Consider the following 25,339-nt stretch of genomic DNA (forward strand, 5'->3'; position numbering starts at 1 on the left):
ATCTAGTTCCCTCCCCTTTCCAAGGGGAGGGTTAGGGTGGGGTAAAAACCAGATTCGTAAACTACCTCGCTACAACCATGAGCCGCCGCTAGTTATACCAAGGGATACGTGCAATCAATTACCACTATTTGAGAAAAACCAAGTCCTCAGCCTTGGGTTCGTCAAACACAAGCTTGGCTTTTTGACTGGAAAGGAAGGCTGTTAAGACTCTCTGCATAATGATTTCGAGGCTAAGTAGCTTGAGAAATATTTTAGTTGACAAGAGCGATCGCTCTGCCTTTTTTATCGGTTCACCCATTTTTTGATAAGTTAGAAAATATAGCAGTAGATAAAGATATTTTAAATATTTCCAAAAAATAATACCTCTGAGTTAGTTTTGTTCAGACTCTCGGTAAAATCGGCTAGCCGAGAATTATATGTAACACAGATCGCTATTAAGCTAGAGGGAAGTTCAAAATGGTTGCATTTACTTTAAAACCAACACAGATACTTGGACGCATACTATCTGCATCGCTAATTAGTTTGATGTCCTTAGAGGTTCTTAACACCGCAGCGATCGGTCAACCGCCCCCTGCGTCTGTTGAAACCAAGCTGAAAGTGCCTAGTACAATGACCTCTTGGCCCTTTAATACTACCCGTTACTTGAAAGTGCCGCCCAAATTCTCTATCTCTGTTTATGCTCGCATTAACAAAGCTCGCTTTCTGGCAGTTGCTCCCAATGGGGATCTTCTAGTATCACAGCCCAGTTCCGGTAAAGTGTTAATTGTCCGGCCAAATGGCAGCAAAGACCCGATTATTTCTGACTTCGTAACGGGTCTACGCAAACCACACGACATTGTGTTTCATAAAATTGACAACACCACATACATTTATATCTCTGAGACTCATCAAATTAACCGCTTCATTTACAACTCTGGAGATAAAGTAGCGAAAAATCGTCAAATCGTTGTAACTGGTTTACCAGACGGCAGCACGCGGGAACTCAAAGGTGCTTATGGTCACGAACTGAAAAATATCGCACTTGATGCCAACCACAAACTGTACGTGTCGATCGCCTCTACATGCAATGCCTGTAAAGAAGATACTGTCAGTAATCCAAAGCGTGGTGCAATTTACCAGTACAACGCTAATGGAACCAATCAGCGGCTTTTTGCTCAAGGTTTACGTAACGCTGAAGGGTTAGCATTCTTACCTGGCACAAACGATCTTTGGGTAGTCGTTAATAATCGAGATAACATCGCCTATCCTTTCAACGATAGCAGTGGCAATTACGGTAAGATTATCCCCTCCTACGTAGACAACCACCCACCAGAGGAGTTCACGAAAGTTCGAGATGGCGGTAACTACGGTTGGCCATTCTGCAATCCCAATCCTTATACCCCAAATGGCCTTGACAATATGCCATTTGACCGCGACTATCAGTTCAATGCTAATGGAAGTGTTAATTGCAATACACTGGACAGGATTAGCAAAGGTATCCAAGCCCATTCCGCTCCCTTGGGACTAACATTCTTACAAAATACCAACTTTCCCAGCCTATACTCAAATGGGGTAGTGGCAGGGCTGCATGGTTCATGGAATCGGCAGAAGAAAACGGGCTACAAAATAATTTACTTTCCCTGGAACAGTACAACAAAAACCCCAGGACAAGAGATAGATTTAGTCACCGGTTGGGTAGTTCCAGCAACGCAAGAAACCTGGGGGCGACCCGTGGATATGGCAGTAGACCAGCAAGGTAATTTGTTAATTTCGGATGACTATAGCGGCGCTATCTATAAGCTTTCCTACACGCCGTGATAACTGATTAAGGTCTACAAAGACCCTAATGGCGGAATTTCCTAGTCTTTTCTTACGACTCCAGGAGTATACAAAGGCAACCGAGATAACTTAAATGTTGTTGGTAATAACTGCGATGTCTACGACGGGCTGCACCAAGGTAATTTTTCCCACTGCACGGCCCGTTTCGCTATAAGCATGAGCCGCTGCTAGTTCTTGTAAGGGATATGTGCGATCGATTACCACACGAATTTTACCCGCTTCAATCAAGTCTTTCAAATAAATCAAATCTTGAGTGTTGGGTTTTTGCAAAATAAATTTGGCTTTTTGACCGGGAAGAAACGCTGTTAAGACGCTCTCTAAAAAGACTTCGGGGCTGGGTAGTGTGGTGATATAAATTCCATTGGGTTTGAGGACTCTTTTAGTTTGAGAGAGCGATCGCTTGCTAGATAACTGTTAGCGGCGCAAAAGGCAGAATACAAAATTGCAGTTGAGATTAAAAGTTTTAGCGGCAGATCGGATGTTGATGATTTAGAAAAAGCGTTAGGCCAGTATATTTTATATCAGGATATCTTAATTGAGTTGGAGCCAGAGCGAATGTTATATCTTGCAGTGCCTAACAGAGTTTTTGATGATTTGTTTGAAGAACCCATTGGCAAGCTTTTATTAAGAAATCATCGTTTAAAACTGATTACATTCGATCCAAAACAGGAGGTCATCAAACAATGGATTGTACCCAATTAGACCACTATCGCCAGGTGATTGAAACTATCCTCAGTGAATATGCTTCACTGAGTTATTCCTATGCGGATATTCAATCAGAAGTGGTGTTCGATCGAAACCGCGATCGCTATTTATGGATGGATCTAGGTTGGAATGGCGATCGCCGCATTCATGGCTGTCTGGTTCATATTGACCTGATTGATGGCAAAATCTGGATTCAACGGGATGGCACTGAAGAAGGCATTGCCGCCGATTTAGAACGGGCTGGAATTCCTAAAGAACACATCGTCCTTGGCTTTCGTCCACCGGAGTTAAGACCCTACACAGGCTATGCAGTTGCTTAAGGTGCGTAGGCGCAGCCCGTCGTAGACATCGCTTTTTACAAGATAATAAAGAACATTCTCTTTATTCTTCATTCTTCGGTGGTAAATACAACACCTTCATACAGCAATTCAATTGGACATTCAAACTCAATGCTCGATAGAGTGACCATATCTCCAGCTGTGTAGGGATAGTAAAGCCACATCCTACCCTCACTCCGACAGTAACGTTCGACAGAGATTTGTTCCGAATCAATCAAGATATATTCTTGCAAACTGGGGATTGTCAAATAGTAAGTAAATTTTTCACCCCGATCTTTAGCGCTTGTACCTGGGGAAAGAACTTCGACAATCAGCTTGGGATGTTGAATAAATTTGCGGGCATTGAGGTCTTCAGGGTCGCAACTGACAATAACATCAGGATAATAGTAGCGACTCTGGGGAGTGAGTTGCATTTTCACGTCTAACACATTCACTCGACAACCCCTGGAACGCAAATGGGAGTACAAAGGTCTGTAGAGATTGAGTGCAATGTCGTTATGGGGAATTGTACCGCCTGTCATAGCAAACACTTCGCCATTTGCATATTCGTAGCGAACATCTTGCTGAGGTTCCCATTCGAGATATTCCTCAACGGTCATTTTTGACGATTCTTGAGGGATGGCTATCATAACTAAGATTTTTTCACGTTTGGTTTGATTGTAGCTTTTAAACCTCTCTCTAAATCTCTCTCCTAAAAGGAGAGAGACTTTAAAATTTTCCCCTTAGAGCGTCGGGAAGGGGGTTAGGGGGTGAGGTTTTTGCTAAGGTTTGTAATGAGCAATTCAGAAAAATCATTGCGATCGCTCAATCATGTTAGATTATAGTTTGTTGTTTCTCTCAAACACAAAACCTGAGAGTTTCCTGCCCATCTCCTCATTGTGGGAATGAAAAAAAGGAGTTAAAAGTTAAGTTTTTTGAAAATTATGTGCAGCAACACACCTATTTGCAACAGCTTATATGGCTTACCAGACAAGACTTAGAACCACAATTGAATATGATTGTCAAAGCAAAAATTAAAAAAATATGAATTGCATTTTTACCCTCAAAAAAATGATATGTTAGATACAGAATTGAATTTCGCACGTTTCTGGAGTAGAACGATATAGACTACTCCAGTTTTTCACCCTCAAACCCTTGTCATTTATTGCTTTTGACGAAAGTGGAGGGAAATCTGAGTACACATTTAAATAACCCAAACCTAGTTTCAAGTTAGTTAAAGTTATTGCTGGGATTGGGTTTTAGCTGAGTACAAAGAAATCCTGAACCCCCATCTATAAACACTAGAACCCCAACCAAAAAATACTAGAACCCCTACCTAAAAAAAACTTTTTTAATTCTTGTAATCCTTGAAGAATTAGAGTTTTTAGTATTTGAGTACAAAAGTAATAAATCCAATAAATTCTATCCTAGAGAGACGCAACATCTGGCTGGGAGACGGCTGCTATAAATCTTATATCGCCAATCACCTAACGCTCTGAAACAAAACAAAGCGAAGAGTGAGTGGAGGGATGACATAGCACCATGCCTGAAGTGAAGAGAAGTCGCGGCTGTAAGCACAAATTCTACCCAAGAACCGAACGTTGACACACACCAGCCGAACATCAGATATCTATCGCCTGCTTTACTTGAAAACAAGTCGCCCTCACCCAAGGGTTTGCAGGCAGTGTGGAAGACGCGACTTCAATTCTGGGCATGAAAGAGTAGCAACAGCATCTCCCACAGTGGCAGCCAAGTCCACCGACCTTTTGCGAAACTCAATGACATCACCGTCTACACGACTCCTCAACTCCGACGCTACGGAATCGCCAACCCAAGCAAAATCAGGTGGTTGCGGCTGCGACAGCCCCAGCAGCGCCACCGTGGAAAGGGACGAAAAGCTCCAAGAACGCATTGCTAAACATCCCTGCTACAGCGAAGACGCTCATCACCACTATGCGCGGATGCACGTTGCAGTTGCACCAGCTTGCAACATTCAATGCAACTATTGCAACCGCAAATATGATTGCGCTAACGAAAGCCGTCCTGGAGTAGTTAGCGAATTGCTAACACCAGAAGAAGCATCACACAAAGCTTTGGTCATTGGTGGTAAGATTCCTCAAATGACAGTTGTGGGAATTGCCGGCCCTGGCGACCCATTGGCGAACCCAGAAAAAACCTTCCGCACATTTGAGTTGATTGCAGCACAAGCACCAGATATCAAGCTGTGCTTATCAACCAATGGTTTAATGCTGCCAGACTACATCGATCGCATTAAACAATTAAATATAGATCACGTTACGATCACCATTAACATGGTAGATCCAGAGATCGGTGCATTGATTTATCCTTGGGTTCACTACAAACGCAAGCGTTATAGAGGTCTTGAAGGTGCAAAAATCCTCCACGAAAGACAGATGGAAGGATTGCAAGCTTTGAAAGATGCTGATATCTTGTGCAAAGTCAACTCCGTAATGATTCCCGGAATTAATGACCATCACTTAGTCGAAGTGAATCGAGTCATTCGTGAGAAAGGTGCATTCTTGCACAACATCATGCCATTGATTTCTGCACCAGAACATGGCACACACTTCGGTTTAACCGGTCAACGCGGCCCTACACCCAAAGAACTCAAAGAAGTTCAAGACAATTGCTCAGGTAACATGAAAATGATGCGTCACTGTCGCCAGTGTCGTGCCGATGCAGTCGGATTATTGGGAGAAGACCGCAGTCAGGAGTTTTCCAAAGAGAAATTCTTGGAAATGGCTCCCGAATATGACATGGAACAACGCGCTACTGTTCACGAAGGAATTGAGAAGTTCAAAGAAGAACTTAAAGTAGCCAAAGATAAGGCGCTAGCTGGTAAGAAAGTTGCCAATAGTCCGAAAGTTTTAGTTGCAGTAGCAACCAAAGGCGGCGGATTAGTTAACCAACACTTTGGTCATGCGAAAGAATTCCAAATTTACGAAGTGGGTGGAAACGAAGTTCGCTTTGTCGGTCATCGCAAAATTGACCAATACTGCCAAGGTGGATACGGCGAAGAAGCTTCTTTTGAGCATATTATGAAAGCGATCGCAGATTGCAAAGCAGTTTTAGTTTCCAAGATTGGTAACTGTCCTCAAGAAAAATTGCAAGAAGCTGGAATCAAGACTATTGAAGCTTACGACGTAATTGAAAAGGTTGCTTTGGAGTTCTACGAGCAATACGTTAAGCAATTAGGGAATAACGAATAGGGCATGGGGCATAGGGCATGGGGCATGGGATAAGAATTATCCTCAATGCCCTCCCCTAAACCCAATCCTCAATGCCCAATGCCCAATGCCCCATTCATTCCCAAAAAGGAGAATAAATCATGGCTTACAAAATTCTTACTAGCCAGTGTATTTCCTGCAATCTCTGTCTAACGGTATGTCCCACAAATGCAGTTAAAGTGGTTGACGGACAGCACTGGATTGACCCTGAACTTTGTACAAACTGTATTGGTAGCATTCATACCGTGCCTCAGTGTAAAGCTGGTTGTCCCACATGCGACGGTTGCGTTAAGCAGCCTAGCGATTATTGGGAAGGCTGGTTTACCAATTACAACCGCGTAGTTGCTAAATTAACAAATAAACAAGATTACTGGGAACGTTGGTTTAACTGTTATTCCCAGAAATACTCCGAACAGTTGCAAAAGCGCCAACCCCAAATAATTCGTAATTCGTAATTCGTAATTCGTAATTAGAAGACAACAATGCAAAATAACTGCATCTATCTCGATAATAATGCCACCACTAGGGTAGACCCAGAAGTTATAGAGGTAATGCTACCTTACCTGACGGATTATTACGGCAATCCCTCCAGTATGCATACCTTTGGTGGGCAAGTCGGTAAAGCAGTGAGAACAGCAAGAGAACAACTTGCAGCCATCCTCGGAGCCGATGAGTCAGAAATTGTCTACACAAGTTGTGGAACTGAGGGAGATAACGCGGCGATTCGAGCCGCATTGTTAGCGCAACCAGAAAAGCGACATATTGTCACTACTCAAGTAGAACATCCAGCAGTACTCAATGTCTGCAAACAATTAGAAACCCAAGGTTATAGTGTTACCTATTTATCAGTAAATCATCAAGGGCAGCTGGATCTAGATGAACTAGAAGCTTCCTTGACGGGTAACACCGCCTTGGTGACAATTATGTATGCTAATAACGAAACCGGAACGATTTTCCCGATTGAACAAATTGGGTTGCGTGTAAAAGAATATGGCGCTATCTTCCATGTAGATGCGGTGCAAGCAGTGGGAAAAATCCCGTTGAATATGAAGACTAGCACTGTAGATATGTTAACCCTGTCTGGTCACAAGTTGCACGGGCCTAAAGGAATTGGTGCTTTATATATCCGGCGCGGAGTTCGGTTCCGTCCCTTCATTCTTGGGGGACACCAAGAACGCGGACGTAGGGCGGGAACAGAGAATGTTCCAGCAATTATCGCCTTGGGCAAAGCTGCGGAACTAGAACTGTTACACTTAGAAGATGCGATCGCAAGAGAAAGAAAGCTGCGCGATCGCTTGGAACAAACTTTACTTGCTACAATTCCCGATTGTGTCGTTAACGGTGACGTTACGCAGAGATTGCCAAACACAACCAATATCGGCTTCAAGTACATCGAAGGTGAAGCAATTCTACTGTTATTGAACAAATACGGTATCTGTGCATCATCCGGTTCTGCTTGTACCTCCGGTTCTCTCGAACCCTCCCACGTCCTGCGGGCAATGGGCTTACCCTATACAACTTTGCACGGTTCTATCCGCTTCAGTCTTTGTCGCTACACCACAGAAGCCGAAATCGATCGAGTGATAGAGGTAATGCCCAGTATTGTAGAACGTTTACGCGCCCTCTCACCCTTCAAAAATGATGAAGCAGGTTGGTTGCAAGGACAGTCATTAGTCATTAGTCATTAGTCATTGGTCATTGGTCATTAGTCATGGGTCATTAGTCATTAGTTTTAGAAAAGTGACAAGTGACAAAGGACAAGTGACAAAGGACAAAGGACAAATGACAAAGGACAAATGACATAGGACAAATGACAAAGGACAAAGGACAAAAGTTATGTGGGACTACACCGATAAAGTATTAGAACTGTTTTACGATCCCAAGAATCAGGGAGAAATTGAAGAAACGGGCGAAGCTGGAGTTAAGGTTGCAACGGGTGAAATTGGCAGCATTGCTTGCGGTGATGCTCTGAGATTGCACCTGAAAGTGGAAGTGGAATCTGATAAGATTCTAGATGCTCGCTTTCAAACCTTTGGTTGTACTAGTGCGATCGCATCTTCTAGTGCATTAACCGAAATGGTCAAAGGTTTAACTTTAGATGAAGCCTTGAAAGTGTCCAATAAAGACATTGCAGATTACCTTGGTGGTTTGCCAGAAGCAAAGATGCATTGCTCTGTGATGGGACAAGAAGCGCTAGAAGCCGCTATCTATAATTATCGTGGCATACCTCTAGCTACCCACGATGATGATGATGAAGGTGCATTAGTTTGCAGTTGCTTTGGCATCAGCGAGTCTAAGATTCGCCGCGTGATTCTAGAAAATCATCTCACGGATGCCGAGCAAGTAACAAATTATGTGAAAGCTGGTGGCGGATGCGGTTCCTGTCTGGCGAACATCGATGATATAATAAGATCAGTTCAACAGGAATACGCCTCACCTGCTCTCAACAATTACGGCGTACAAGTTGCCACAGAAATTGTTACATCTAAGGAACGAGCGCTAACCAACGTCCAAAAGATTGCTCTAATTCAAAAGGTTCTTGATGAAGAAGTCAGACCCGTACTCATTGCAGACGGGGGAGATGTAGAACTCTATGATGTAGAAGGCGATCGCGTTAAAGTTGTACTGCAAGGTGCTTGCGGTTCCTGTTCTAGTAGTACAGCAACTCTAAAAATTGCGATCGAAGCCAGATTACAAGATCGTGTCAGCAAGAGCCTTGTAGTCGAAGCAGTTTAGGAATTGCTGTAGGACTTAACGTATTCTACAAATACGCTCTAATATGCATTCAGCCAGGAACAGAAAGTAGGATTTGAACCATATAATTGTCTCCACATCAATGCTTCAATCCTACCAGCAACCGATAGCTAAATTAGCTATGACGGCTAACAGCATATAGGCAAAAAGATTAAGCGCCTACTTGCAAATTTCATCATCCAACTCGCTTCAAAGGAACAGGATATGAGCACATTGTACGACAACATTGGTGGACAACCAGCTATTGAACAAGTAGTAGATGAACTCCACAAACGCATCGCTACTGACAGCCTCCTCGCTCCCGTTTTTGCTGGTACAGACATGGCCAAGCAACGCAATCATCTAGTTGCTTTCTTAGCTCAAATATTTGAAGGGCCAAAGCAATACGGCGGTCGTCCATTGGACAAAACCCACGCTGGAATGAACCTACAGCAACCACACTTCGATGCGATCGCCAAGCATCTCGGTGAAGCAATGGCTGTGCGTGGTGTATCAGCAGATGACACCAAAGCTGCACTAGATCGCGTCACAAATATGAAGGGCGCTATTTTGAACAAGTAATAGGACTAAGCATTGATTGTTGACAAATAACAACATCAAGTCCTATTGAATCTTGCAAGCTGAAACACATTATGACGTATTTGTAAATCGCGTATTTTTCTTTGTTCTTTGTCAGAACAAATGACAAAGGACAAAGGACAAAAAACCAAAAGAAAAAAATTTTAACGAGGAAGATCGATGAACTTACTGTCAATAATTTTGGCTGTGGAGCGATCGCCCCCAGCAGGCATTTATGCCAACGCTACCAACGATGCTCTACACGCGCTCACTACTGTCGCTCAACTGGCGTGAACGCAACTGACAAAAGCAAAGACCCACTAACCAACCAATTGCAGGGAAATACGAGTCATGACAGACGAAAACATTAGACAGATAGCTTTCTACGGTAAGGGCGGTATCGGTAAATCTACCACTTCCCAAAACACTTTGGCAGCTATGGCAGAAATGGGTCAACGCATCCTCATCGTCGGTTGCGACCCTAAAGCTGACTCCACCCGTTTGATGCTGCACAGCAAAGCTCAAACAACCGTTCTTCACCTCGCCGCAGAACGTGGTGCAGTAGAAGATATCGAACTCGAAGAAGTAATGTTAACCGGTTTCCGTGACGTTCGTTGCGTAGAATCTGGTGGTCCAGAACCCGGTGTAGGTTGCGCCGGTCGTGGTATCATCACCGCCATCAACTTCTTAGAAGAAAATGGTGCTTACCAAGACCTAGACTTCGTATCTTACGACGTATTAGGTGACGTTGTGTGCGGTGGTTTCGCAATGCCTATCCGTGAAGGCAAGGCACAAGAAATCTACATCGTGACATCAGGTGAAATGATGGCGATGTATGCTGCTAACAACATCGCTCGTGGTGTTCTTAAGTATGCACACACAGGTGGCGTGCGTTTGGGTGGTTTGATTTGTAACAGCCGTAACACTGACCGAGAAATCGAACTAATCGAAACCTTGGCAAAACGGTTAAACACCCAAATGATTCACTTCGTACCCCGTGACAACATCGTTCAACACGCAGAATTGCGCCGGATGACTGTTAACGAGTACGCACCAGAAAGCAACCAAGCTAACGAATACCGGACATTGGCTCAAAAAATTATCGACAACAAGAATCTAGCTATTCCTACACCCATCGAAATGGAAGAACTAGAAGAATTGTTGATTGAATTCGGTATCCTCGAAAGCGACGAAAATACCGCAATGTTGGTTGGTAAGAGTGCTGCTGAAGCTCCTGTAGTATAAATCGCTGCTAATAAATAACGCTTTAGCACAAGGAAAAAGGAAGAGTTCCATATCTTACCTTTTCCCCTCTCACTTGCATCTCCCCCCTAACCTTAGAGGGGACTCCTAGTCCCCCTATGCCCCGATCCTTACAAGTCACAGAGGCTAAATATGACACCTCCAGAAAATCAAAACATCATCGAAGAAAGAAAAGAACTAATTAAAGAAGTTCTAAACGCTTACCCCGATAAAGCTAAGAAAAAACGGGAAAAGCACTTAGGCGTATACGAAGAAGGTAAGTCCGATTGCGGCGTTAAGTCTAACATCAAATCCCTTCCTGGGGTAATGACCGCTCGTGGTTGTGCTTACGCCGGTTCTAAAGGTGTGGTTTGGGGCCCTATTAAGGACATGATCCACATCAGCCACGGGCCTGTAGGTTGCGGTTACTGGTCTTGGTCTGGTCGTCGTAACTACTACATCGGCACCACAGGTATTGACACCTTTGGTACCATGCACTTCACTTCTGACTTCCAAGAACGAGATATCGTTTTTGGTGGTGACAAGAAACTTACCAAGCTCATCCAAGAACTTGATGTACTTTTCCCCCTCAACCGTGGTGTTTCCATTCAATCAGAATGCCCCATCGGTCTAATTGGGGATGACATCGAAGCAGTTGCTCGGAAGACATCGAAAGAAATTGGCAAGCCAGTTGTACCTGTTCGTTGCGAAGGCTTCCGGGGTGTTTCCCAATCTTTGGGACACCACATTGCTAACGACATGGTTCGTGACTGGGTTTTCACCAGAGCAGACCAAGCGAAAAAAGACGGTACACTTCAGTTTGAAGGTACTCCTTATGATGTAGCCATCATTGGTGACTACAACATCGGTGGAGATGCTTGGGCTAGCCGCATCCTGTTAGAAGAAATCGGCTTGCGCGTAGTCGCTCAGTGGTCAGGTGATGGCACCATCAACGAAATGTTGATGACCCCCAATGTGAAGATGAACCTCATCCACTGTTATCGGTCGATGAACTACATCAGCCGTCACATGGAAGAAGCTTACGGTATACCCTGTGCGAAATATGATTTAATACTTTGTGATACCAGGATTTAGTCCACGTCTAACTTTGCTTAGTTTAAACATTGTTCTAAATGGACTAAATTTTAAGACACATTTAAGACACAATGAAAAGCAAGGCACAGGACGTTTTTGAAGATTTCACTCCGCCAGCATCTACCGATGGCAGCTATCTAGGAACGCAGAAATACATGAAGGCTACTCGGCAGCATCTGGAACGCAAATTTGAGAAAGGTTTGGCAGACACTAAGGCTCGGCTAAAAGCCGCCAAGGTGAAAGTGGGCTTGGTCGTGGCACGGGAAACTATTCAGTTGCAAGCATCCCTACCAATCAAACCGGGTGATCGCGACACAAAAGGACTTGGTTTTAAGCAGTACAAGATTTCGCTAAATATCCCTGCAAGCTTGGACGGGTTAAAAACAGCAGAGGAAGAGGCAAACGAGCTAGGCAAGCTGATGGCCCGTAAACAGTTTGAATGGACTGATAAATATCTGGGCAAAACAGCTAGGGTCAGCAACAAACATCAAACCCTTGGTGAAGTTTTAGAAGAATTTGAAACTGAGTATTTCAAAACACACAAATTAACAGAAAAAAGTAAACACACCTTTTTCTATTACAAGGATTATTTACGGCGGTTGATTGGGGTAGATACTTTATTGACTCAATCGGAGATTGACAAAAAAATTGCAGAGTTGACGAGAGATACTGCCAGATACAGCGCCGTTAAATCGTTGAAAGTTTTAAAATCAACTCTTAATTTAACTAGCTTCACTCTTGAACATTTAAAAGCCACACAACCCAAAAGTCAGGCTAGGGATATCCCCAGCGATCAGGATATCATCAAATGTCATGAATCTTTTCATCGGTATTCATTGACTAGGAGCTTGACAATTAAAAAGAATTGTTTAGACAGTTGGAAGATGTGGGAATGGGTATATGGGATGCTTGCTACTTATGGACTACGCCCAAGAGAACTGTTTGTAAATCCTGAAATTGATTGGTGGTTGAGTCCTGAAAATAAAGATAATACATGGAAAGTTCATCCAGACACTAAGACTGGTTACAGAGAAGCCTTACCGCTACATCCTGAATGGGTTTACTTGTTTGATTTAAAAAACGTAGAGTGTCTGGAACTGTTAAAAGCTCAAACTGATAACAGAACTAGTTTTACAGATATCAACACTATTCGGGTTAATTGTTCATCCTGGTTTAGGCGCGTAAATATTCCGTTTACGCCCTATGACTTACGCCATGCTTGGGCGATTCGAGCGCACATGATGGGCATTCCAATTAAAGCTGCTGCTGATAACTTGGGGCATTCTGTAGAGATTCACACTGAGATTTATCAGAAGTGGTTCAGCTTGGAGAACCGGAAGAAAGTAATTAAACAGGCGGTAGATAAAAAAGATGGTGTCGATGCGTTGATTGAAGAAAATGCACGGTTAAGGGCTGAGGTGAAATATCTCAGGCAAGCTCTGGCACGGCATCAAATTAGTGAGGTGCTATCTACTTAACTTTCTAAACTCAAGCGGCAATACTTCAAAGCCAAGCTCAACGCTCAGTCTAACTCTGACTAGTCAAGCTAGACTTGACTAGCCTGCGATGCCCCCAGTTAAAACATCCTCTTAGGGACTACAAGTAATGGACTGAATACCGTTAGTTGAAACCGAAACGTATACTTTATATCCTGCCGGACATGTTTCAGTTGAGTTACTTTTTCTAAGTTGGATTTCCTGTGAAAGTTGGCAACTCGTAAACTGTGCTTTGTCATCAAAAGATATAAATTTTTGGGCTTGGCACTCAAAATTAGATGATCCAGAACTGGGGCTGTAAACCTGCACGGTCGTATCTTGTCCAAGAATACAACTTGCCAACGAACCATTTGAATAATTACTAATTGTCCCACCTTCACATGTAACTGACGCTTGAGCAGGTAGAGAAACAGCAAAATTGATTGAAAATAAGCCTAAAGAAGAAGTGAAAACTGCCAAGACTTTAGACGAAAATTTCATAAAAAATACTGGTTAGGAGAATAAAATTTGTTACTTCATTTCTACTTTGTCGCTCCTAAAGACAGATACAGCAAGGGTACTGATCTTACTTTAAAGTTTCTGTGAACAGTTTAGCTTTTAGCAAATTAAGTTTAATATTGTGCCAGATATAAGCTGTTAAATTAGCACTGCTACGTTTTTGGGCAATGTATTAGAAAAAAAAAACCTATCTTCGGTGAATTTCTGTTAAAGACTACACTAAAAAATTTATCTACAGTGGCTAAAAACGTTATCCAGAGCGGTTTTTAGCCGTCTACAGCCCTAAATTTAGGGCAATTTTTCTGTAGACAGTGTAGACAGATGAGAGATGAGGTATTGAGCTTCAATAGTGCCACACATGAGCATGACATGTGGCATATATAAGCTAGACGTGTGCCACACATGGGCTACTTAGGTCAACTGTAGACAAGGTGTAGGCGCACTGTAGACGCACACCTGAGCTACTTAAGTCAGGTTATAGAGAGCCGATTGACCCACGCGTAAGCTCTTTAATAAAGGTTTCAATCGCCTTTCCTGCCGTTGATTGCTTGCCAACTTTTAGCTTGTTGAGTGTGCGATCGCGGGTTGCTTCATAGTCCGGCTGCGCGAAATTACCTGTTGTCTGTAACTGTTGCCTGAGTTGCTGGTTTTCCCTCTCCAGGCTTTTGACTTGGGACTGTAACTGGTCGATGTTTTCACTGTTCACTACAGTTGACTCAACGTTGCTTGGCTGCCCGGTAGTGCTATTCTCCTCTACTACCGGGCTTTCAATTTTCCCCGCAGTTCCTCCAGTTGCGATCGCACTTCACTAAAACTCGCTGCCACCTCTTGCTTAAACGCTTCCAGTACGTCTACATCTGGAGTTTTTGTAGATACAGCTATAGACCGACTAAATGAACCCCTTACTAATCTTGCAGCTGTCTGACTTGGGGATTTGTCCTCTGGAGTCTGTAAAGCTTGCAGTGCTTCTAACTCAGCATCGTCGAAGCGAAATGAAATTATATTACCACGCATTTGTAGACTGCCTGTAAACACCTATGGTTGACATATTAGGTCAACTATAATGATTTGTCCACAGCTTTGTATACAGTATCGTTGACAATCTTCAGTAATTAGCTTAAGCTAGTCGTAGACAAAAAAGTAAACAGTAGTAAACTTTGGTTGCAGCGAGTAAATCGTAGTGTCGTATCGCCCCCCTAGTTCTCTCCTACCCACATTAGATAGATAAATGATCATCTGTCCCAAAAATAGCGCGATGGCGTAAGCGATCGCTTTTTGAAACGAAGTCTGGTTCAATGATTCCAGTACCTGATACTACAAATGAAGTCAGCGCTTGAATGCGCCCCAGTGCAGAGGAGGTCGAAGTCCTCTGACTGGCACGACTTCCCCCTTGCCAGTTGTTCAGTCCCATTAAGGAGGCAATAAGAATGATAGCGTTAGACGCGCCCACTTTGGGCAATTTTCGTCAAGCGTCAAAGTTTTGGCGTTTGCGAGTGAGTAAAGAATTCAGCAAGCCCGAATATTACATTGGTCAAACCGTGCTGCACAAGATGAAAGTGAAGCAGGGTGAAATTTTGCATCCGGTCACGGTAATAGGCTTGAGATGGTCTGGGTTTGATTGGATGTATGCTGTCGAATTTCCAGAAGAGCATCCACAGTTTGAGCCAGAGGATCATGGATGGGATGAACTAGAAGGCTATTTGCTAGAGCCGATGTAATTAAAATGCCTTGGCAGGGGCGATCCTTTGAACTAAAAACTAACCCCTGCCTAATCAAGGGTTGCTTAACATTTTAAAAATGAGGAGAATTGTATGTCACAAATAGAACATTTTGACAAAATGCTGCAAGGCGCACGGCGAGATGACGGCTACATCAATGCTACCGAATGGTGTAAGTCTTTTGGGTATCGACTTGATAGCTGGAAGCAGTTGCCAGAAACAAAAGCTAGATTAAAGCATTTGAAAATTGCAGAGTCAATTGCTGAACCTTTGATTGTTGAGCGCGTAGGCAAAACTTGGGTAACTTGGGTTCACCCAATCATGGCAGTTCACCTAACGAGCTACTTTGATCCAGCCTTCAACGACCACATAGCTGAAATTTTTGTCAGGTATACCGCAAATGACCCAACCCTCGCTGCTGATATTGCCTCAAGACAGGAAACGACCGAGGGGCTGAACATCATTAACAAGGTAGTCTATGAGCGCTACGAGGCATAAAAAGCAATCCACGCCTGAGCGGGGATTGCCTAACATTTTAAAAACAATGAGAAATTTATATGTCACAAATAGAGCAGTTTAGCAATTTGGTGCAAGATGCACAACGAGATGACGAATACATCAATGCTACCAAGTGGTGTAAGCATTTTGAATCTAGACTTGATAAGTGGAAGCAGTTGCCAGAAACCAAGGCTAGATCAGAGGACTTGAGAATTACAGAGTCAAATGCTGAACCCTGGATTGTTGAGCGCGTAGGTAAAACTTGGGTAACTTGGGTTCACCCAATCATGGCAGTTCACCTAGCCAGCTACCTCGATCCAACCTTCGCCAACTATGTAGCCAAGACTTTTATCAGGTATGCCAAGGCTGACCCAACGCTTGCTGCTGACATTGCCTCAAGGCAGGAAACGACTGAGGGGCTGGACATCATCAACAAGGCAGTTCAGGAGCGTTACGAGTTTCTCAACTCTAAGTTAATGAGAGCCTTTTACACGATCAGAGACGCTTGGGGAGATAAGTTACGTTACAACACTCTTACTGAAGAAATTCAATTAAGTGGGAGTCCTTTAGAATTACAGTCTCTCAAAGTCAAGCTTCATCTAGAGCTTGATATCAAGGTCGAACGTGAGGATGCAAAACAAATCGTTACGGCTCTAGCTGTAGTCAATACCTATCCTTTAATGGATGCTGCGAATCAGCAGAGATTTGAACCGACGTTTCGGAGGTTTATCGATACAAGAAACTTTGTACCAACAAAAGAGTGTCCGAGACGATCAAAATTAAGTTGAGACTTGGTTTTTAGCACACCCCCCTGTTCGTGACTGGGGGGTATTCTTTAGCGATAAAGTTGACTTACCTAAAAAATAAAAATTGGAAACTTTTGGAAATCTAATGGATCATCTGGATCATCTGGATCAACCCAGGCACAGTAAGGCTTTGAATATGATCCATTAGAAAAAAATCTAATGGATCATCTGGATCACCCAGACCTTAATCAGTCTAAAGCAGCACGCCCACCTGTTGCTAACACGAGTGAGTAAAAGATTAACAGGTGTATATAAATACATTTTTTTATCAGTGATCCAGATAAACCACGGATTTTGTCAAATTTTCTTACCAACTGAGAAATGTGACGCACCCTGTGGAGGTGTGTCAAAATCTGATCATCTGGCTCACTTAGACAGATATCAGTTTAAAACAGCACATCCAAGTGTTGCTAACACGAGTAAACCAAAGATTAACGGGTGTACAGAGTTACATTTTTCTGTCAGTGATCCAGATGATCCATTATGATCCATTAGAAAAAAAATCTAATGGATCATATTCAAAGCCTTGCTATGACTGGCTTGATCCAGATGATCCAGATGATCCATTAGTTTTGCCAAACTTTTCTGAAAATAATTTTGTGTAAACACAATCGACAGGACACAGCATCCCCGCGTGCGCGATCGCTCACCGCTCGTTACAACGCTCCCCGACTTCCGACTTCTGACTTCCAACTTCCAACAGCTAGTTAATGAAGTTGGAAGTTATTGCAACGTGCAGCACCAAGACCAGCCGCCGCCGATTGCGTACAAAAACGTCGGGCGATCGCGGTAGGCTCTCGGTAAAAGAAATTCATACAAACCCTAAAGTTTAGCCGTTGTTGTGCGGCAATGGGCACTGCTGATAAAACACCAAAAAGTTGATTAGCACCCATAGGGTTCTAAAAAAGAACACGCTGTAGATTGTCCGTAACGCGATCACCCTGGCGGAGCCTTAACCCATCCCGTCGGCAAACATCTGCAAAGCCTACACTCTGCATTCGTGTAAGTTAAACCGGAACCCTTAAGGCTTCCTTTACGTAACTAAAGCTTGAATCACTGAAGTTACTCAAAACTCATGCGCTAATATTCTCCACACCCCTATAGGGTTCGGGGAAATCTCATGTGAAATCATTCGGTTTTAATTAACGAGAAATCTATCAAGGGTTAAGGGCCGATAGGGAGTGTCAGCGGTCAGTCACTAAAAACAGCGACAACTTCAAATTACGTTGAAAAATACGCGAAACCTTAAGGCTTCCGCGAAAATAAACCACGCGAAACTTAGAGGAAACATCTAATGTTCCCGAAAAGCAAACCACGCTAAAACAAGTTAATCCTTTTTCGGCAAGTTAACTTGTCACTGGTTTAATATTTGCAAAAATTGCAGTGCCACAAGTCCACTGCTCATCACCCAGAAAAACTCTGGTGAAGAATAACGATAAAAACCTAATAGGTTTCGCCAGAGAATTCTAAGGATTTTAAAGGCAGTCTAACTAGACCCCACTTGCCACGCATTCATGCTGCATTTAGCCGAGAGTGCAGCAACTCATTACCGCGTTGCATCCTGACGCAGACTGTACAGCAGTTCTTGCCACCATCAAATTTTTGCAACGGTAGAGCGTTAGTTGTGTGATTTTGGCGACCGCACAGAGTCAACCCAGTTTCCTGATCAGTTTTTTCGCCGTCCATTAGATGCAGCACTCCATTTTCGCTAATCTGCCTTCCCAGTACTTCCATGCCAAATACACTCGCGTTTTAGCCTAGTGTATAAAGTTTGACAAATAACCTGCAAGTTGTTGCAAAAATTTGCTGGACAACATAGTGTTATCCGGCTGCGAATTTTGACTTATGCACCGCTGTTGCATCTCCAGTCGAGGGTTAAGGTTCGATTGCTAATTCTGTTGAGTATACAGCTAAAACTTCACACCCTTAAGCCACAATTTGCGAATCAAATTACCATTTCACTAGAGTTTTGGATGTTTAAATCGCAAGCTTTAAGACAAAAACAAGCCACACGAAACGCAGATTTGTAGAACTATTGATATATAAGCATTGTAGGGTTTAATCTACCGTATACCCTGGCTTGAGTATAATTTCTTCGGCCCCACCAAGATTGCTGAATCTTTACGGGAAATCGCTTCTAAGTTTGACGAAACAATCCAAGCAAACGCTGAGAAAGTTATCGCCAAATATCAGCCCACAATGGATGCGGTAATTGCTAAGTATCGCCCCCGTTTGGATGGTAAGACCGTTGCCATCATGGTTGGTGGTCTACGTCCTCGCCACGTTGTCCCAGCTTTCTTAGACTTGGGCATGAAGATGATTGGTACAGGTTATGAGTTCGCTCATAATGACGACTACAAACGTACTACTCACTACATCGAAAACGGCACCATCGTTTATGACGACGTTACCGCTTACGAATTCGAGGAATTTATCAAAGCGCTGAAGCCTGATTTGGTAGCTTCTGGTGTGAAAGAGAAGTACGTCTTCCAAAAGATGGGTCTACCTTTCCGTCAAATGCACTCTTGGGATTACTCCGAACCTAGCGATCGCTCCTCAACATAATATAATGCAAGGTTTTTCGGCGGCGGTAGAAAAAAGAGCCTACTTCTAGCCTAAATGCCAGTTGCAGCGTTATCTAAGAACAATCTGTTTTGATACTTTAGATAGTATAACTCTTATGGAGTCTGGTTTTTAGATTTTGCTTGCATTTTGCTTTAAGAAAAACTGTAAAATAAAAGACTATTTTTAATGACGATTTTTTAGATTAAATGGCCGTTGCTTGGAGCAGAGTTGTTAACTAGCTTGAGATGCAACTAATAAATCTGTTAAAACCGCGTAAGGTTAAAGAATTCTATCTTGCCATATTTCTGTGTCTGTGATAAAAATAACGATATTACACGTAAAGAGTAAGGCATAACCAAAACCAATACTCTGTTCACCTATGATCTGAGACATCTACCCAAACTATGCTTTTAGAGACTTTAGCAACCAAGGCTGTAGAGTATTTTGCACTGCAAGTTTCAGGTGGTGCTTTGCAAAAGTTGGGAGCGGATGCAAAAGACTACCTTCAAAAGTTAGTCGGTGTAATATATACTCACTTCGCTGGTAGACAAGAAATTCAGGAAGCTACACAAAATCCAGCAGCTTTGAAAGCAGCAATCCTTAAAGAGGCTCCGAACAATGTCGCTTTTCGTGAGGAACTGGAAAGTGTAGTTAGCAAGCTGATCGAGATTGAGGGAAATGAAAATAGTGGAACTGTGAATCAGGTTTCTACTGGTTCTGGATCAAATATTAATGCTCCACAAAATACAGGAAATATAGCAGGAGGAAATCAGTACTTTCGGGGCTGAAGAACTTCACTTACATTTATCTTCAAATTCTGAATCATTAGCAACAGAGCTTCCTAAACACTTAAGATTAAAGTCATTTTGGAGGAGGCTCTGTAACTATATAACAACTTTATTATTCTTTTTTGTAGTATTTTTTGCATGGTTTTTTCTTGGACTCACTGCAAGCTATGCTTTTCCTATAAACCTTGTTCAATCTCTCACTAACTACCTATTTAGTGGGTTTAAGACATATAAATGGCAGTTGAATAAGGCAGTAGATCAGTCTCTTAACTCAATATGGCAGGAAGTTAGAGCAAAACTTCATCATATTGCTACTCCTGAGTCAGTAATTGCTACAGCAGATAAGAGAGAAGCTAATAAACTAAACAGACTTGACTCAGAGTATTGGCTACTACTGAGAGCTATTGAGTTACTTACAATAGGCGTTAATAGCTCTGACAGGGATTTAATTGATTGGAAATTAAGTGAATTAGATGAACAAAAAGATTTTATTCTTGATAGGTTAGATCCTCTTAAGAGAAAATATTATGGCTTGTTAAGTAAAATTCAAGATACTTGGCAGTCATGTTATGCAATTTTTACTTTTGAAGCAATTAGACGAGAAAAGAGTTTCAAAAAAATTGAGAAAATTTTAACAAATTTGATCATTTCTTATATAAATCAAGAATCTTCCAAGGAAAATATACAGGAAATGCTGGAAGTCTTGGACGAAAAAATTGCAAAAAATCCAAGGCTGAAAACTTTATACCAAACATCACGTCTACTCAATTGGATTTACTCATATATTGGAAACTTGAATACGAATATTAACGAAGACCCCATTTACAGAGATTATCCAGTTAGAGCTAAACGGGGAAGATACTGTTATCATCTACCTAATGGTTGCAGTCATTACCCTCGTGTAGAAAAGCCTGAACATCAAAAAACAATTCTATTTTTCAAAACTATTGAAGAAGCCAAAGCAGAAAATCTAGATTTATGTGGAAGTTGCAAAAGGATTATTAGGAGTGAATAAGCTGGTGCTAACTTTAAGAGACGCACATCTCCAAAGCTCCAACTCAACAACACACCACTGCATATTTAGATATTTTGTGTGAAATGCACAAGAAGTAGAGTGTTGTAGTGATCGCCCCCACTCGACAAGAAACTAGGCGATCGCATTAAACTATCCAATCCTCTATTAACAATCCGGTTACTTTGCCCAAATCCCGATGATTGTGCGTTAATAAAACTAATTTACGAGATAGTGCGATCGCCTCTAATATTTCAATTATTAGCTTAAGCTTGTGGAGGTTCAGTAATCTGCTGCTGAAGTTGTTGTACGTCCTCAATGGCTAATCCTGTTGTAGAAGCAATAATATTAATTGCCACACCTGCATGTAAAAGATTGACAGCGATCTCTCGTTGCATACTCGCCTTTGCCTTAGTTTCTGCCTCTTCTTGGATAGAACGATAAATCACAGATTCCTGCATAATGTCCCTCCGCAATAGACAATAAATAATCTCTTCCTCTAATCTTATCCCAGCTAAAATCGCTAAGGCAGCAGTCAAATTGGCTTGAGTTATTGGGTCTGGAATTTCGTTGACAATTTGGGCAACTTGGCGCAAAGTTGCTTCTGAATCATCGGTTTGACTCAGGACAGCAAAGGGGAGGAGTCCGGGATATTGCAAGAAAATTGCTGCGGGTTGCTCCCACAGACAAAGGGTGTCGAATTCATGGCGAGTGCGTTCCATTGAAAAGCTCGTTTGCCGAACAACATCGGAGCGAGTTGGCTGAAGGTATATCACAACTTGCCGCATCGTTTTATCGGGGTAGCGTCGATACACTCGCACACGATAATCCAACATCCGAAAAGGAATGTCTGACTTGGGGCGAGTTTGAAACTCTAAGTGCAAGACAGAATCATCGGACTGAAGCAGAATAAGAGCATCTGCTCGAATGGGTTCGAGGGAGAGTTCGGAGGGTTTTAACTCCGTCAGTGTTATCGACTCTCCCAGCAACCAACTGGCAAAGTCGGCTGAGAAGTTTTCAGCAAGAAATCGACAGGTATCGTCATACATGGATAGATTGTACGACAGCTATGCGAACATGGGATGGGGGATGCCATCGCATTAAATCGTCCAATCTTCTATTAACAATCCGGGTACTTTGCCAAAATCTCTTTAATCAACAATGACAATCAATCGCAACCACTACATTGTCTTGATATTGGCGTAAAAGACTTCGGAACTTTTCTAGCCATTCTTCATTGGATTTTCCTTCACGATCGTGCCACTTTCCATCAGGCGTAACGATAGCGTATGAAACTAAGTCAGACATTAGGGCAGAGATAGGACGAATATTGTCTTCTGATTGCACAATATCTAGCCCGTATCGACGTTGAAATTCTTCTGGGTTGAGATTGTAATGCTGTTCCTTACCCCAAATTATGCCATCATACTGACCACCAATAGCAAATCCGTCACATTTTGCTTGCAAAGATGGATTATCTTCATCTGCTTCAAAATATAGCAGCATCAATTCTTTAGCTTTTTTGCTTGGGTTTGGTTCTGTGCGATCAACAATCACAAGTGTTAAAAAATGGCTCATCTTTCAGTACGTTAAATTGTGGTTATCATTGTTCCAAAAAATACATTATGAATCATGGAATTTTCAATGATGGTTTTATCTAGGTTTAAGCTTTGCATTATTCCTTCCAAGGATTACACAATTTAACTACTGAATTGCTGAATAATTGTCTGTACAATTGCCAAAATAGCGCCGACATTATCCCATTTACCTCTGTTGTAGAGTTGTCTAAGATTTTTGTTTGAAATGCTTATGAAGTAATACGTTCTAGCGATGTACTTAAAGTTTCGCAAGTTTCAGCTAACCAGAGACAAGCAATTTTTACAGGTTAGATTAGGCGCGATCGCAAACATTTTTTATAATTAAATTTATTAATACGCGACCTAACCCAACTCTTAATTTTTAATAACTAAATCATTGCGTATTCATCCGAATCAAGTCTGTTAAAATACTATCCAAACTGCCGTTAACTTGGATGCGATCGATCTTTTCTGCAATCCGCTCTAACACTTCGAGTTCCTTTAAACGCAACGCAACGGGGTTATCCTCCATCACTTTGGCAGTGTTTAACATACTACGGGTAGCAGCAGTTTCTTCTCTACGTCTGACTACGTTGGCTTGAGCAGCTTTTTCTGCCTCAACTACCTTGCTTAAGATAGTCTTAATTTCACCAGGTAAAATAATATCTTTGACACCGACAGAATCTACTTCAATTCCATAGTCTGCGGCTTTTTGACGAATATATTCAGAGATGCTTCTATCTATTGCACCTTTATCCTCTAATAAAGCATCTAAGTTGCGTTCGCCGACTGCACCACGCAAAGCAAACTGTAATTCTTTGTACAAATAACCAGAAATATCTGATAACCCGTTTTTTGACCTCAATGGGTCGAGTATGCGGAAGCCAGCCGTCAAGTTCAACCGCAGAGGTACTTTATCTTTAGAGAGGATGTCTTGACCGGATACTTCCATATTTTGGAGTCGCAAGTCAATCGTTTCGGTTTGAAAAGAGCGGCCAAATAACCACCAAGCGTGTACTCCTGGCGATCGCAGTCCTTGAAACTCTTGATTAATGTATACTAATCCAACGTGCTGCGCGGGAACTTGGCAAATATGCAAACAGTTACGACTGAGCAATTTCACTTCTGTTGAACCCTCAACCAACTCAGCCACTAAGTTAGGCTGTAACTGAGCATCAACGCTAATATCGATAATTTCCACTGTAACACCCTGCCAAAATAGCTTGCGGCTGGTGGGTGGCAAAATAGAAATCACTTTCCCTCTATATCGCACAATTGCAACTTGCGAAGTCTGTAATTGCACGACTTCACAGTAAGCAGTTATAAAGTCGGGATGTTTTTCAATGAGTACATCTTCGAGGGGAAAGTCTGGGTTAGGGATAATTCGGCTGAGAGTCCTGACGGTAACATCTCTATCTACCGACCAAAAAGCATACTCTCCTGGTTCTAGAGGTCGCACAAAATTATTTTGCAGATATAGTAGACCAATCTCTGACTCTGAGATTTGGAACTTCTTCACTCCATTCAAGGTAACTGAGCGCAATTGCTGCACAAAAGAACTAGGTAATTCTAAGCTTTCTTCCAAGTTGAATATATGAGACTCTACTTCAATAAAACCACGCCAAAAAGCAATCAATTTATTTGGTGCAACGCTTACCCAATTCTGACCGTAGCGGACTAATGCAACTTGATTGAATGCGGTTCTGATAATCAATAAGTGTTCTTGTAGTTCGGCTTCGTGATTTCGCAACAACAGTTCTAGGTTTTCAATTTGAGCTAATGGCTGATTGAGGTCATAAATTTTTACTTGCCAATGCCGACCAAAATATGTATGTGTACCGGGTTGCAAAATTTTCTTAAAGTCACTGCGGTGATATAAGATGCCGATTTCGTTAGGTTTAATATAAAACGTTTCCCACATAGTGATTTGCATAAATAATTTGTGTGATAGCTGAAGTAAACTAGACGATGCCTGCGGCGGGCGTAGCCATCGCAACTAGCTAAGAAGATTAGAACAACACATTTATAACCTTGCTTGAACTCAAATACCACCGATGTCTCACGGCTTAACTACTGGAGTATACAGAATTTATCAGGAGGTTATTTAGGCTTTACAACCCTTTAAACAAAGGCTAAAAGATTAGTTTTAGCAGCTTGTACTACTCTATACTACAAAAAAAATGTTTACTCTGCCAGTGCAGGTTTTTACAGTTACGGTGCGGGCAAAAGCTTCTCCTAAGCTGGATTAAGATTGCTGTAACTTTTCCCAAATTGCTCAATGGCAATCTAAAAAAAGAGAACCGCGCTCAAATATGCCGTTCGCTTTGCCAATCCAGAATCCTAAAGGAAACCAGATGTAAGAAAAGGAAGGGACATACTCAAGTTAGGGAGAGATACAGTTGCGCTAGCTCTTTTACTGTTATAAATACCTGCATGACAGAGTAGAAAAAACAAAAAGTTTTTTTGATTGGGTCTTTTTGAATACCCAATAATTCTGCGGCCTTGTCCCTAACAAGGTGCCCGTACCCAGGGCGAGGGTTTTTGCCCGAAAGTATAGGAATCGAACCTACAACTAATCGGCGATACACCGATCGCTCTACCAAATGAGCTAACTTTCATGGTGAAATAGTTGAAAGTACTGGGC

The 25,339-nt window shown here is 42.3% G+C and carries 26 protein-coding genes, 1 tRNA gene and 3 pseudogenes; 17 read left to right on the forward strand and 13 right to left on the reverse strand.

What is annotated here, in order from left to right:
* Positions 1–124: 124 nt before the first annotated feature.
* On the reverse strand, positions 125–298 hold the full coding sequence (locus RMZ95_RS29410) for a hypothetical protein (protein WP_322683271.1): 174 nt from the start codon (positions 296–298) through the stop codon (positions 125–127).
* A gap of 158 nt (positions 299–456) precedes the next feature.
* Between RMZ95_RS29410 and RMZ95_RS29415 the strand changes: the two genes are divergently transcribed.
* Positions 457–1,797: a PQQ-dependent sugar dehydrogenase gene (locus tag RMZ95_RS29415; RefSeq protein WP_322674533.1), complete on the forward strand. Its 1,341-nt coding sequence runs from the start codon at positions 457–459 to the stop codon at positions 1,795–1,797.
* Between the two features lie 90 nt (positions 1,798–1,887).
* On the opposite strand, the pseudogene RMZ95_RS29420 reads toward RMZ95_RS29415, so the two are convergent.
* Positions 1,888–2,220 (reverse strand): annotated as a pseudogene (locus tag RMZ95_RS29420) (zinc-binding dehydrogenase); the annotation flags it as partial.
* Between the two features lie 9 nt (positions 2,221–2,229).
* Here RMZ95_RS29420 and RMZ95_RS29425 point away from each other — a divergent pair.
* Positions 2,230–2,520, forward strand: coding sequence for an element excision factor XisH family protein (locus RMZ95_RS29425; RefSeq protein WP_409884101.1), 291 nt, complete (start codon positions 2,230–2,232; stop codon positions 2,518–2,520).
* A complete protein-coding gene (locus RMZ95_RS29430) occupies positions 2,502–2,843 on the forward strand; it encodes a XisI protein (protein WP_322683270.1) in 342 nt (113 codons plus the stop codon). Before RMZ95_RS29425 ends, RMZ95_RS29430 begins: the two co-directional genes overlap by 19 nt.
* A gap of 68 nt (positions 2,844–2,911) precedes the next feature.
* Here RMZ95_RS29430 and RMZ95_RS29435 read toward each other — a convergent pair whose 3' ends face one another.
* Entirely contained in the window at positions 2,912–3,490 is a 579-nt protein-coding gene (locus tag RMZ95_RS29435) for a Uma2 family endonuclease (protein ID WP_322683269.1), read from the reverse strand.
* A 1,128-nt stretch (positions 3,491–4,618) separates the two neighbouring features.
* Here RMZ95_RS29435 and nifB point away from each other — a divergent pair.
* The 8 genes and pseudogenes from nifB to RMZ95_RS29475 all read left to right on the forward strand — a co-directional run bounded on the left by nifB (position 4,619) and on the right by RMZ95_RS29475 (position 13,215).
* Positions 4,619–6,070, forward strand: a complete 1,452-nt coding sequence (nifB, locus tag RMZ95_RS29440) for a nitrogenase cofactor biosynthesis protein NifB (protein WP_322683306.1) — start codon at positions 4,619–4,621, stop codon at positions 6,068–6,070.
* A gap of 119 nt (positions 6,071–6,189) precedes the next feature.
* A complete protein-coding gene (locus tag RMZ95_RS29445; protein ID WP_322674536.1) occupies positions 6,190–6,543 on the forward strand; it encodes a 4Fe-4S binding protein in 354 nt (117 codons plus the stop codon).
* 27 nt (positions 6,544–6,570) lie between these two features.
* Positions 6,571–7,776 (forward strand): cysteine desulfurase NifS, encoded by a 1,206-nt coding sequence (gene nifS, locus RMZ95_RS29450; protein WP_322683268.1) that lies wholly within the window; start codon positions 6,571–6,573, stop codon positions 7,774–7,776.
* 148 nt (positions 7,777–7,924) lie between these two features.
* Positions 7,925–8,824 (forward strand): Fe-S cluster assembly protein NifU, encoded by a 900-nt coding sequence (nifU, locus tag RMZ95_RS29455; protein ID WP_069073113.1) that lies wholly within the window; start codon positions 7,925–7,927, stop codon positions 8,822–8,824.
* 222 nt (positions 8,825–9,046) lie between these two features.
* On the forward strand, positions 9,047–9,403 hold the full coding sequence (locus RMZ95_RS29460; RefSeq protein ID WP_322683267.1) for a group 1 truncated hemoglobin: 357 nt from the start codon (positions 9,047–9,049) through the stop codon (positions 9,401–9,403).
* Positions 9,404–9,751: 348 nt separating this feature from the next.
* On the forward strand, positions 9,752–10,645 hold the full coding sequence (gene nifH / locus RMZ95_RS29465) for a nitrogenase iron protein (protein ID WP_322674540.1): 894 nt from the start codon (positions 9,752–9,754) through the stop codon (positions 10,643–10,645).
* Between the two features lie 150 nt (positions 10,646–10,795).
* Positions 10,796–11,710, forward strand: a pseudogene (locus tag RMZ95_RS29470) (nitrogenase component 1); the annotation flags it as partial.
* A gap of 98 nt (positions 11,711–11,808) precedes the next feature.
* On the forward strand, positions 11,809–13,215 hold the full coding sequence (locus tag RMZ95_RS29475) for a site-specific integrase (RefSeq protein ID WP_322683266.1): 1,407 nt from the start codon (positions 11,809–11,811) through the stop codon (positions 13,213–13,215).
* Between the two features lie 111 nt (positions 13,216–13,326).
* Here the strand turns inward: RMZ95_RS29475 and RMZ95_RS29480 are convergent, their stop codons facing one another.
* The 4 genes from RMZ95_RS29480 to RMZ95_RS29495 form a co-directional block, all read right to left on the reverse strand.
* A complete protein-coding gene (locus RMZ95_RS29480) occupies positions 13,327–13,713 on the reverse strand; it encodes a hypothetical protein (protein WP_322683265.1) in 387 nt (128 codons plus the stop codon).
* Positions 13,714–14,206: 493 nt separating this feature from the next.
* Entirely contained in the window at positions 14,207–14,437 is a 231-nt protein-coding gene (locus tag RMZ95_RS29485; protein ID WP_322683264.1) for a hypothetical protein, read from the reverse strand.
* Positions 14,438–14,487: 50 nt separating this feature from the next.
* Positions 14,488–14,745 carry a hypothetical protein gene (locus RMZ95_RS29490; RefSeq protein ID WP_322683263.1) on the reverse strand — a complete coding sequence of 86 codons (258 nt, stop codon included), beginning with the start codon at positions 14,743–14,745 and terminating at the stop codon, positions 14,488–14,490.
* A 202-nt stretch (positions 14,746–14,947) separates the two neighbouring features.
* Positions 14,948–15,142: a hypothetical protein gene (locus tag RMZ95_RS29495; RefSeq protein WP_322683262.1), complete on the reverse strand. Its 195-nt coding sequence runs from the start codon at positions 15,140–15,142 to the stop codon at positions 14,948–14,950.
* Positions 15,143–15,158: 16 nt separating this feature from the next.
* Between RMZ95_RS29495 and RMZ95_RS29500 the strand changes: the two genes are divergently transcribed.
* The 3 genes from RMZ95_RS29500 to RMZ95_RS29510 all read left to right on the forward strand — a co-directional run bounded on the left by RMZ95_RS29500 (position 15,159) and on the right by RMZ95_RS29510 (position 16,735).
* Positions 15,159–15,449, forward strand: a complete 291-nt coding sequence (locus RMZ95_RS29500; protein ID WP_322683261.1) for a hypothetical protein — start codon at positions 15,159–15,161, stop codon at positions 15,447–15,449.
* Between the two features lie 93 nt (positions 15,450–15,542).
* Positions 15,543–15,947 carry a KilA-N domain-containing protein gene (locus tag RMZ95_RS29505; protein ID WP_322683260.1) on the forward strand — a complete coding sequence of 135 codons (405 nt, stop codon included), beginning with the start codon at positions 15,543–15,545 and terminating at the stop codon, positions 15,945–15,947.
* A 59-nt stretch (positions 15,948–16,006) separates the two neighbouring features.
* On the forward strand, positions 16,007–16,735 hold the full coding sequence (locus RMZ95_RS29510) for a KilA-N domain-containing protein (RefSeq protein WP_322683259.1): 729 nt from the start codon (positions 16,007–16,009) through the stop codon (positions 16,733–16,735).
* 725 nt (positions 16,736–17,460) lie between these two features.
* Here RMZ95_RS29510 and RMZ95_RS29515 read toward each other — a convergent pair.
* Together RMZ95_RS29515 and RMZ95_RS29520 are read right to left on the reverse strand one after the other, a co-directional pair.
* Positions 17,461–17,646, reverse strand: coding sequence for a hypothetical protein (locus tag RMZ95_RS29515; RefSeq protein WP_322683258.1), 186 nt, complete (start codon positions 17,644–17,646; stop codon positions 17,461–17,463).
* Positions 17,647–18,265: 619 nt separating this feature from the next.
* Complete coding sequence (locus RMZ95_RS29520) at positions 18,266–18,487, reverse strand: hypothetical protein (protein WP_322683257.1); 222 nt, start codon at positions 18,485–18,487, stop codon at positions 18,266–18,268.
* A 330-nt stretch (positions 18,488–18,817) separates the two neighbouring features.
* Between RMZ95_RS29520 and RMZ95_RS29525 the strand changes: the two are divergent.
* The 3 genes and pseudogenes from RMZ95_RS29525 to RMZ95_RS29535 all read left to right on the forward strand — a co-directional run.
* A pseudogene (locus RMZ95_RS29525) lies at positions 18,818–19,318 on the forward strand (nitrogenase component 1); the annotation flags it as partial.
* 404 nt (positions 19,319–19,722) lie between these two features.
* Positions 19,723–20,106, forward strand: a complete 384-nt coding sequence (locus RMZ95_RS29530; RefSeq protein WP_322683256.1) for a hypothetical protein — start codon at positions 19,723–19,725, stop codon at positions 20,104–20,106.
* Positions 20,107–20,347: 241 nt separating this feature from the next.
* Positions 20,348–21,121, forward strand: a complete 774-nt coding sequence (locus RMZ95_RS29535) for a hypothetical protein (protein WP_322683255.1) — start codon at positions 20,348–20,350, stop codon at positions 21,119–21,121.
* Positions 21,122–21,384: 263 nt separating this feature from the next.
* Here RMZ95_RS29535 and RMZ95_RS29540 read toward each other — a convergent pair whose 3' ends face one another.
* From RMZ95_RS29540 to RMZ95_RS29555, 4 genes are all read right to left on the reverse strand, one after another.
* Positions 21,385–22,167 carry an Rpn family recombination-promoting nuclease/putative transposase gene (locus RMZ95_RS29540; RefSeq protein WP_322683254.1) on the reverse strand — a complete coding sequence of 261 codons (783 nt, stop codon included), beginning with the start codon at positions 22,165–22,167 and terminating at the stop codon, positions 21,385–21,387.
* Positions 22,168–22,273: 106 nt separating this feature from the next.
* Positions 22,274–22,696, reverse strand: coding sequence for a hypothetical protein (locus RMZ95_RS29545; RefSeq protein WP_322683253.1), 423 nt, complete (start codon positions 22,694–22,696; stop codon positions 22,274–22,276).
* A gap of 393 nt (positions 22,697–23,089) precedes the next feature.
* On the reverse strand, positions 23,090–24,616 hold the full coding sequence (locus RMZ95_RS29550; RefSeq protein ID WP_322683305.1) for a slipin family protein: 1,527 nt from the start codon (positions 24,614–24,616) through the stop codon (positions 23,090–23,092).
* A 624-nt stretch (positions 24,617–25,240) separates the two neighbouring features.
* Positions 25,241–25,313 (reverse strand) — tRNA-Ile (locus tag RMZ95_RS29555).
* Positions 25,314–25,339 lie beyond the last annotated feature (26 nt).

The sequence above is a fragment of the Nostoc sp. DedQUE07 genome (assembly GCF_034530975.2).
GTDB lineage: Bacteria > Cyanobacteriota > Cyanobacteriia > Cyanobacteriales > Nostocaceae > Nostoc.

Excerpts from the sequence above, each read along its gene's own strand:
- RMZ95_RS29410 (WP_322683271.1), bottom strand. The coding sequence starts at position 298 with ATGGGTGAACCGATAAAAAAGGCAGAGCGATCGCTCTTGTCAACTAAA.
- RMZ95_RS29415 (WP_322674533.1), top strand. The coding sequence starts at position 457 with ATGGTTGCATTTACTTTAAAACCAACACAGATACTTGGACGCATACTA.
- RMZ95_RS29430 (WP_322683270.1), top strand. The coding sequence starts at position 2,502 with ATGGATTGTACCCAATTAGACCACTATCGCCAGGTGATTGAAACTATC.
- RMZ95_RS29435 (WP_322683269.1), bottom strand. The coding sequence starts at position 3,490 with ATGATAGCCATCCCTCAAGAATCGTCAAAAATGACCGTTGAGGAATAT.
- nifB (WP_322683306.1), top strand. The coding sequence starts at position 4,619 with ATGACATCACCGTCTACACGACTCCTCAACTCCGACGCTACGGAATCG.
- RMZ95_RS29445 (WP_322674536.1), top strand. The coding sequence starts at position 6,190 with ATGGCTTACAAAATTCTTACTAGCCAGTGTATTTCCTGCAATCTCTGT.
- nifS (WP_322683268.1), top strand. The coding sequence starts at position 6,571 with ATGCAAAATAACTGCATCTATCTCGATAATAATGCCACCACTAGGGTA.
- nifU (WP_069073113.1), top strand. The coding sequence starts at position 7,925 with ATGTGGGACTACACCGATAAAGTATTAGAACTGTTTTACGATCCCAAG.
- RMZ95_RS29460 (WP_322683267.1), top strand. The coding sequence starts at position 9,047 with ATGAGCACATTGTACGACAACATTGGTGGACAACCAGCTATTGAACAA.
- nifH (WP_322674540.1), top strand. The coding sequence starts at position 9,752 with ATGACAGACGAAAACATTAGACAGATAGCTTTCTACGGTAAGGGCGGT.
- RMZ95_RS29475 (WP_322683266.1), top strand. The coding sequence starts at position 11,809 with ATGAAAAGCAAGGCACAGGACGTTTTTGAAGATTTCACTCCGCCAGCA.
- RMZ95_RS29480 (WP_322683265.1), bottom strand. The coding sequence starts at position 13,713 with ATGAAATTTTCGTCTAAAGTCTTGGCAGTTTTCACTTCTTCTTTAGGC.
- RMZ95_RS29490 (WP_322683263.1), bottom strand. The coding sequence starts at position 14,745 with ATGCGTGGTAATATAATTTCATTTCGCTTCGACGATGCTGAGTTAGAA.
- RMZ95_RS29495 (WP_322683262.1), bottom strand. The coding sequence starts at position 15,142 with ATGGGACTGAACAACTGGCAAGGGGGAAGTCGTGCCAGTCAGAGGACT.
- RMZ95_RS29500 (WP_322683261.1), top strand. The coding sequence starts at position 15,159 with ATGATAGCGTTAGACGCGCCCACTTTGGGCAATTTTCGTCAAGCGTCA.
- RMZ95_RS29505 (WP_322683260.1), top strand. The coding sequence starts at position 15,543 with ATGTCACAAATAGAACATTTTGACAAAATGCTGCAAGGCGCACGGCGA.
- RMZ95_RS29510 (WP_322683259.1), top strand. The coding sequence starts at position 16,007 with ATGTCACAAATAGAGCAGTTTAGCAATTTGGTGCAAGATGCACAACGA.
- RMZ95_RS29515 (WP_322683258.1), bottom strand. The coding sequence starts at position 17,646 with ATGGGTGCTAATCAACTTTTTGGTGTTTTATCAGCAGTGCCCATTGCC.
- RMZ95_RS29520 (WP_322683257.1), bottom strand. The coding sequence starts at position 18,487 with ATGGAAGTACTGGGAAGGCAGATTAGCGAAAATGGAGTGCTGCATCTA.
- RMZ95_RS29530 (WP_322683256.1), top strand. The coding sequence starts at position 19,723 with ATGCTTTTAGAGACTTTAGCAACCAAGGCTGTAGAGTATTTTGCACTG.
- RMZ95_RS29540 (WP_322683254.1), bottom strand. The coding sequence starts at position 22,167 with ATGTATGACGATACCTGTCGATTTCTTGCTGAAAACTTCTCAGCCGAC.
- RMZ95_RS29545 (WP_322683253.1), bottom strand. The coding sequence starts at position 22,696 with ATGAGCCATTTTTTAACACTTGTGATTGTTGATCGCACAGAACCAAAC.
- RMZ95_RS29550 (WP_322683305.1), bottom strand. The coding sequence starts at position 24,616 with ATGTGGGAAACGTTTTATATTAAACCTAACGAAATCGGCATCTTATAT.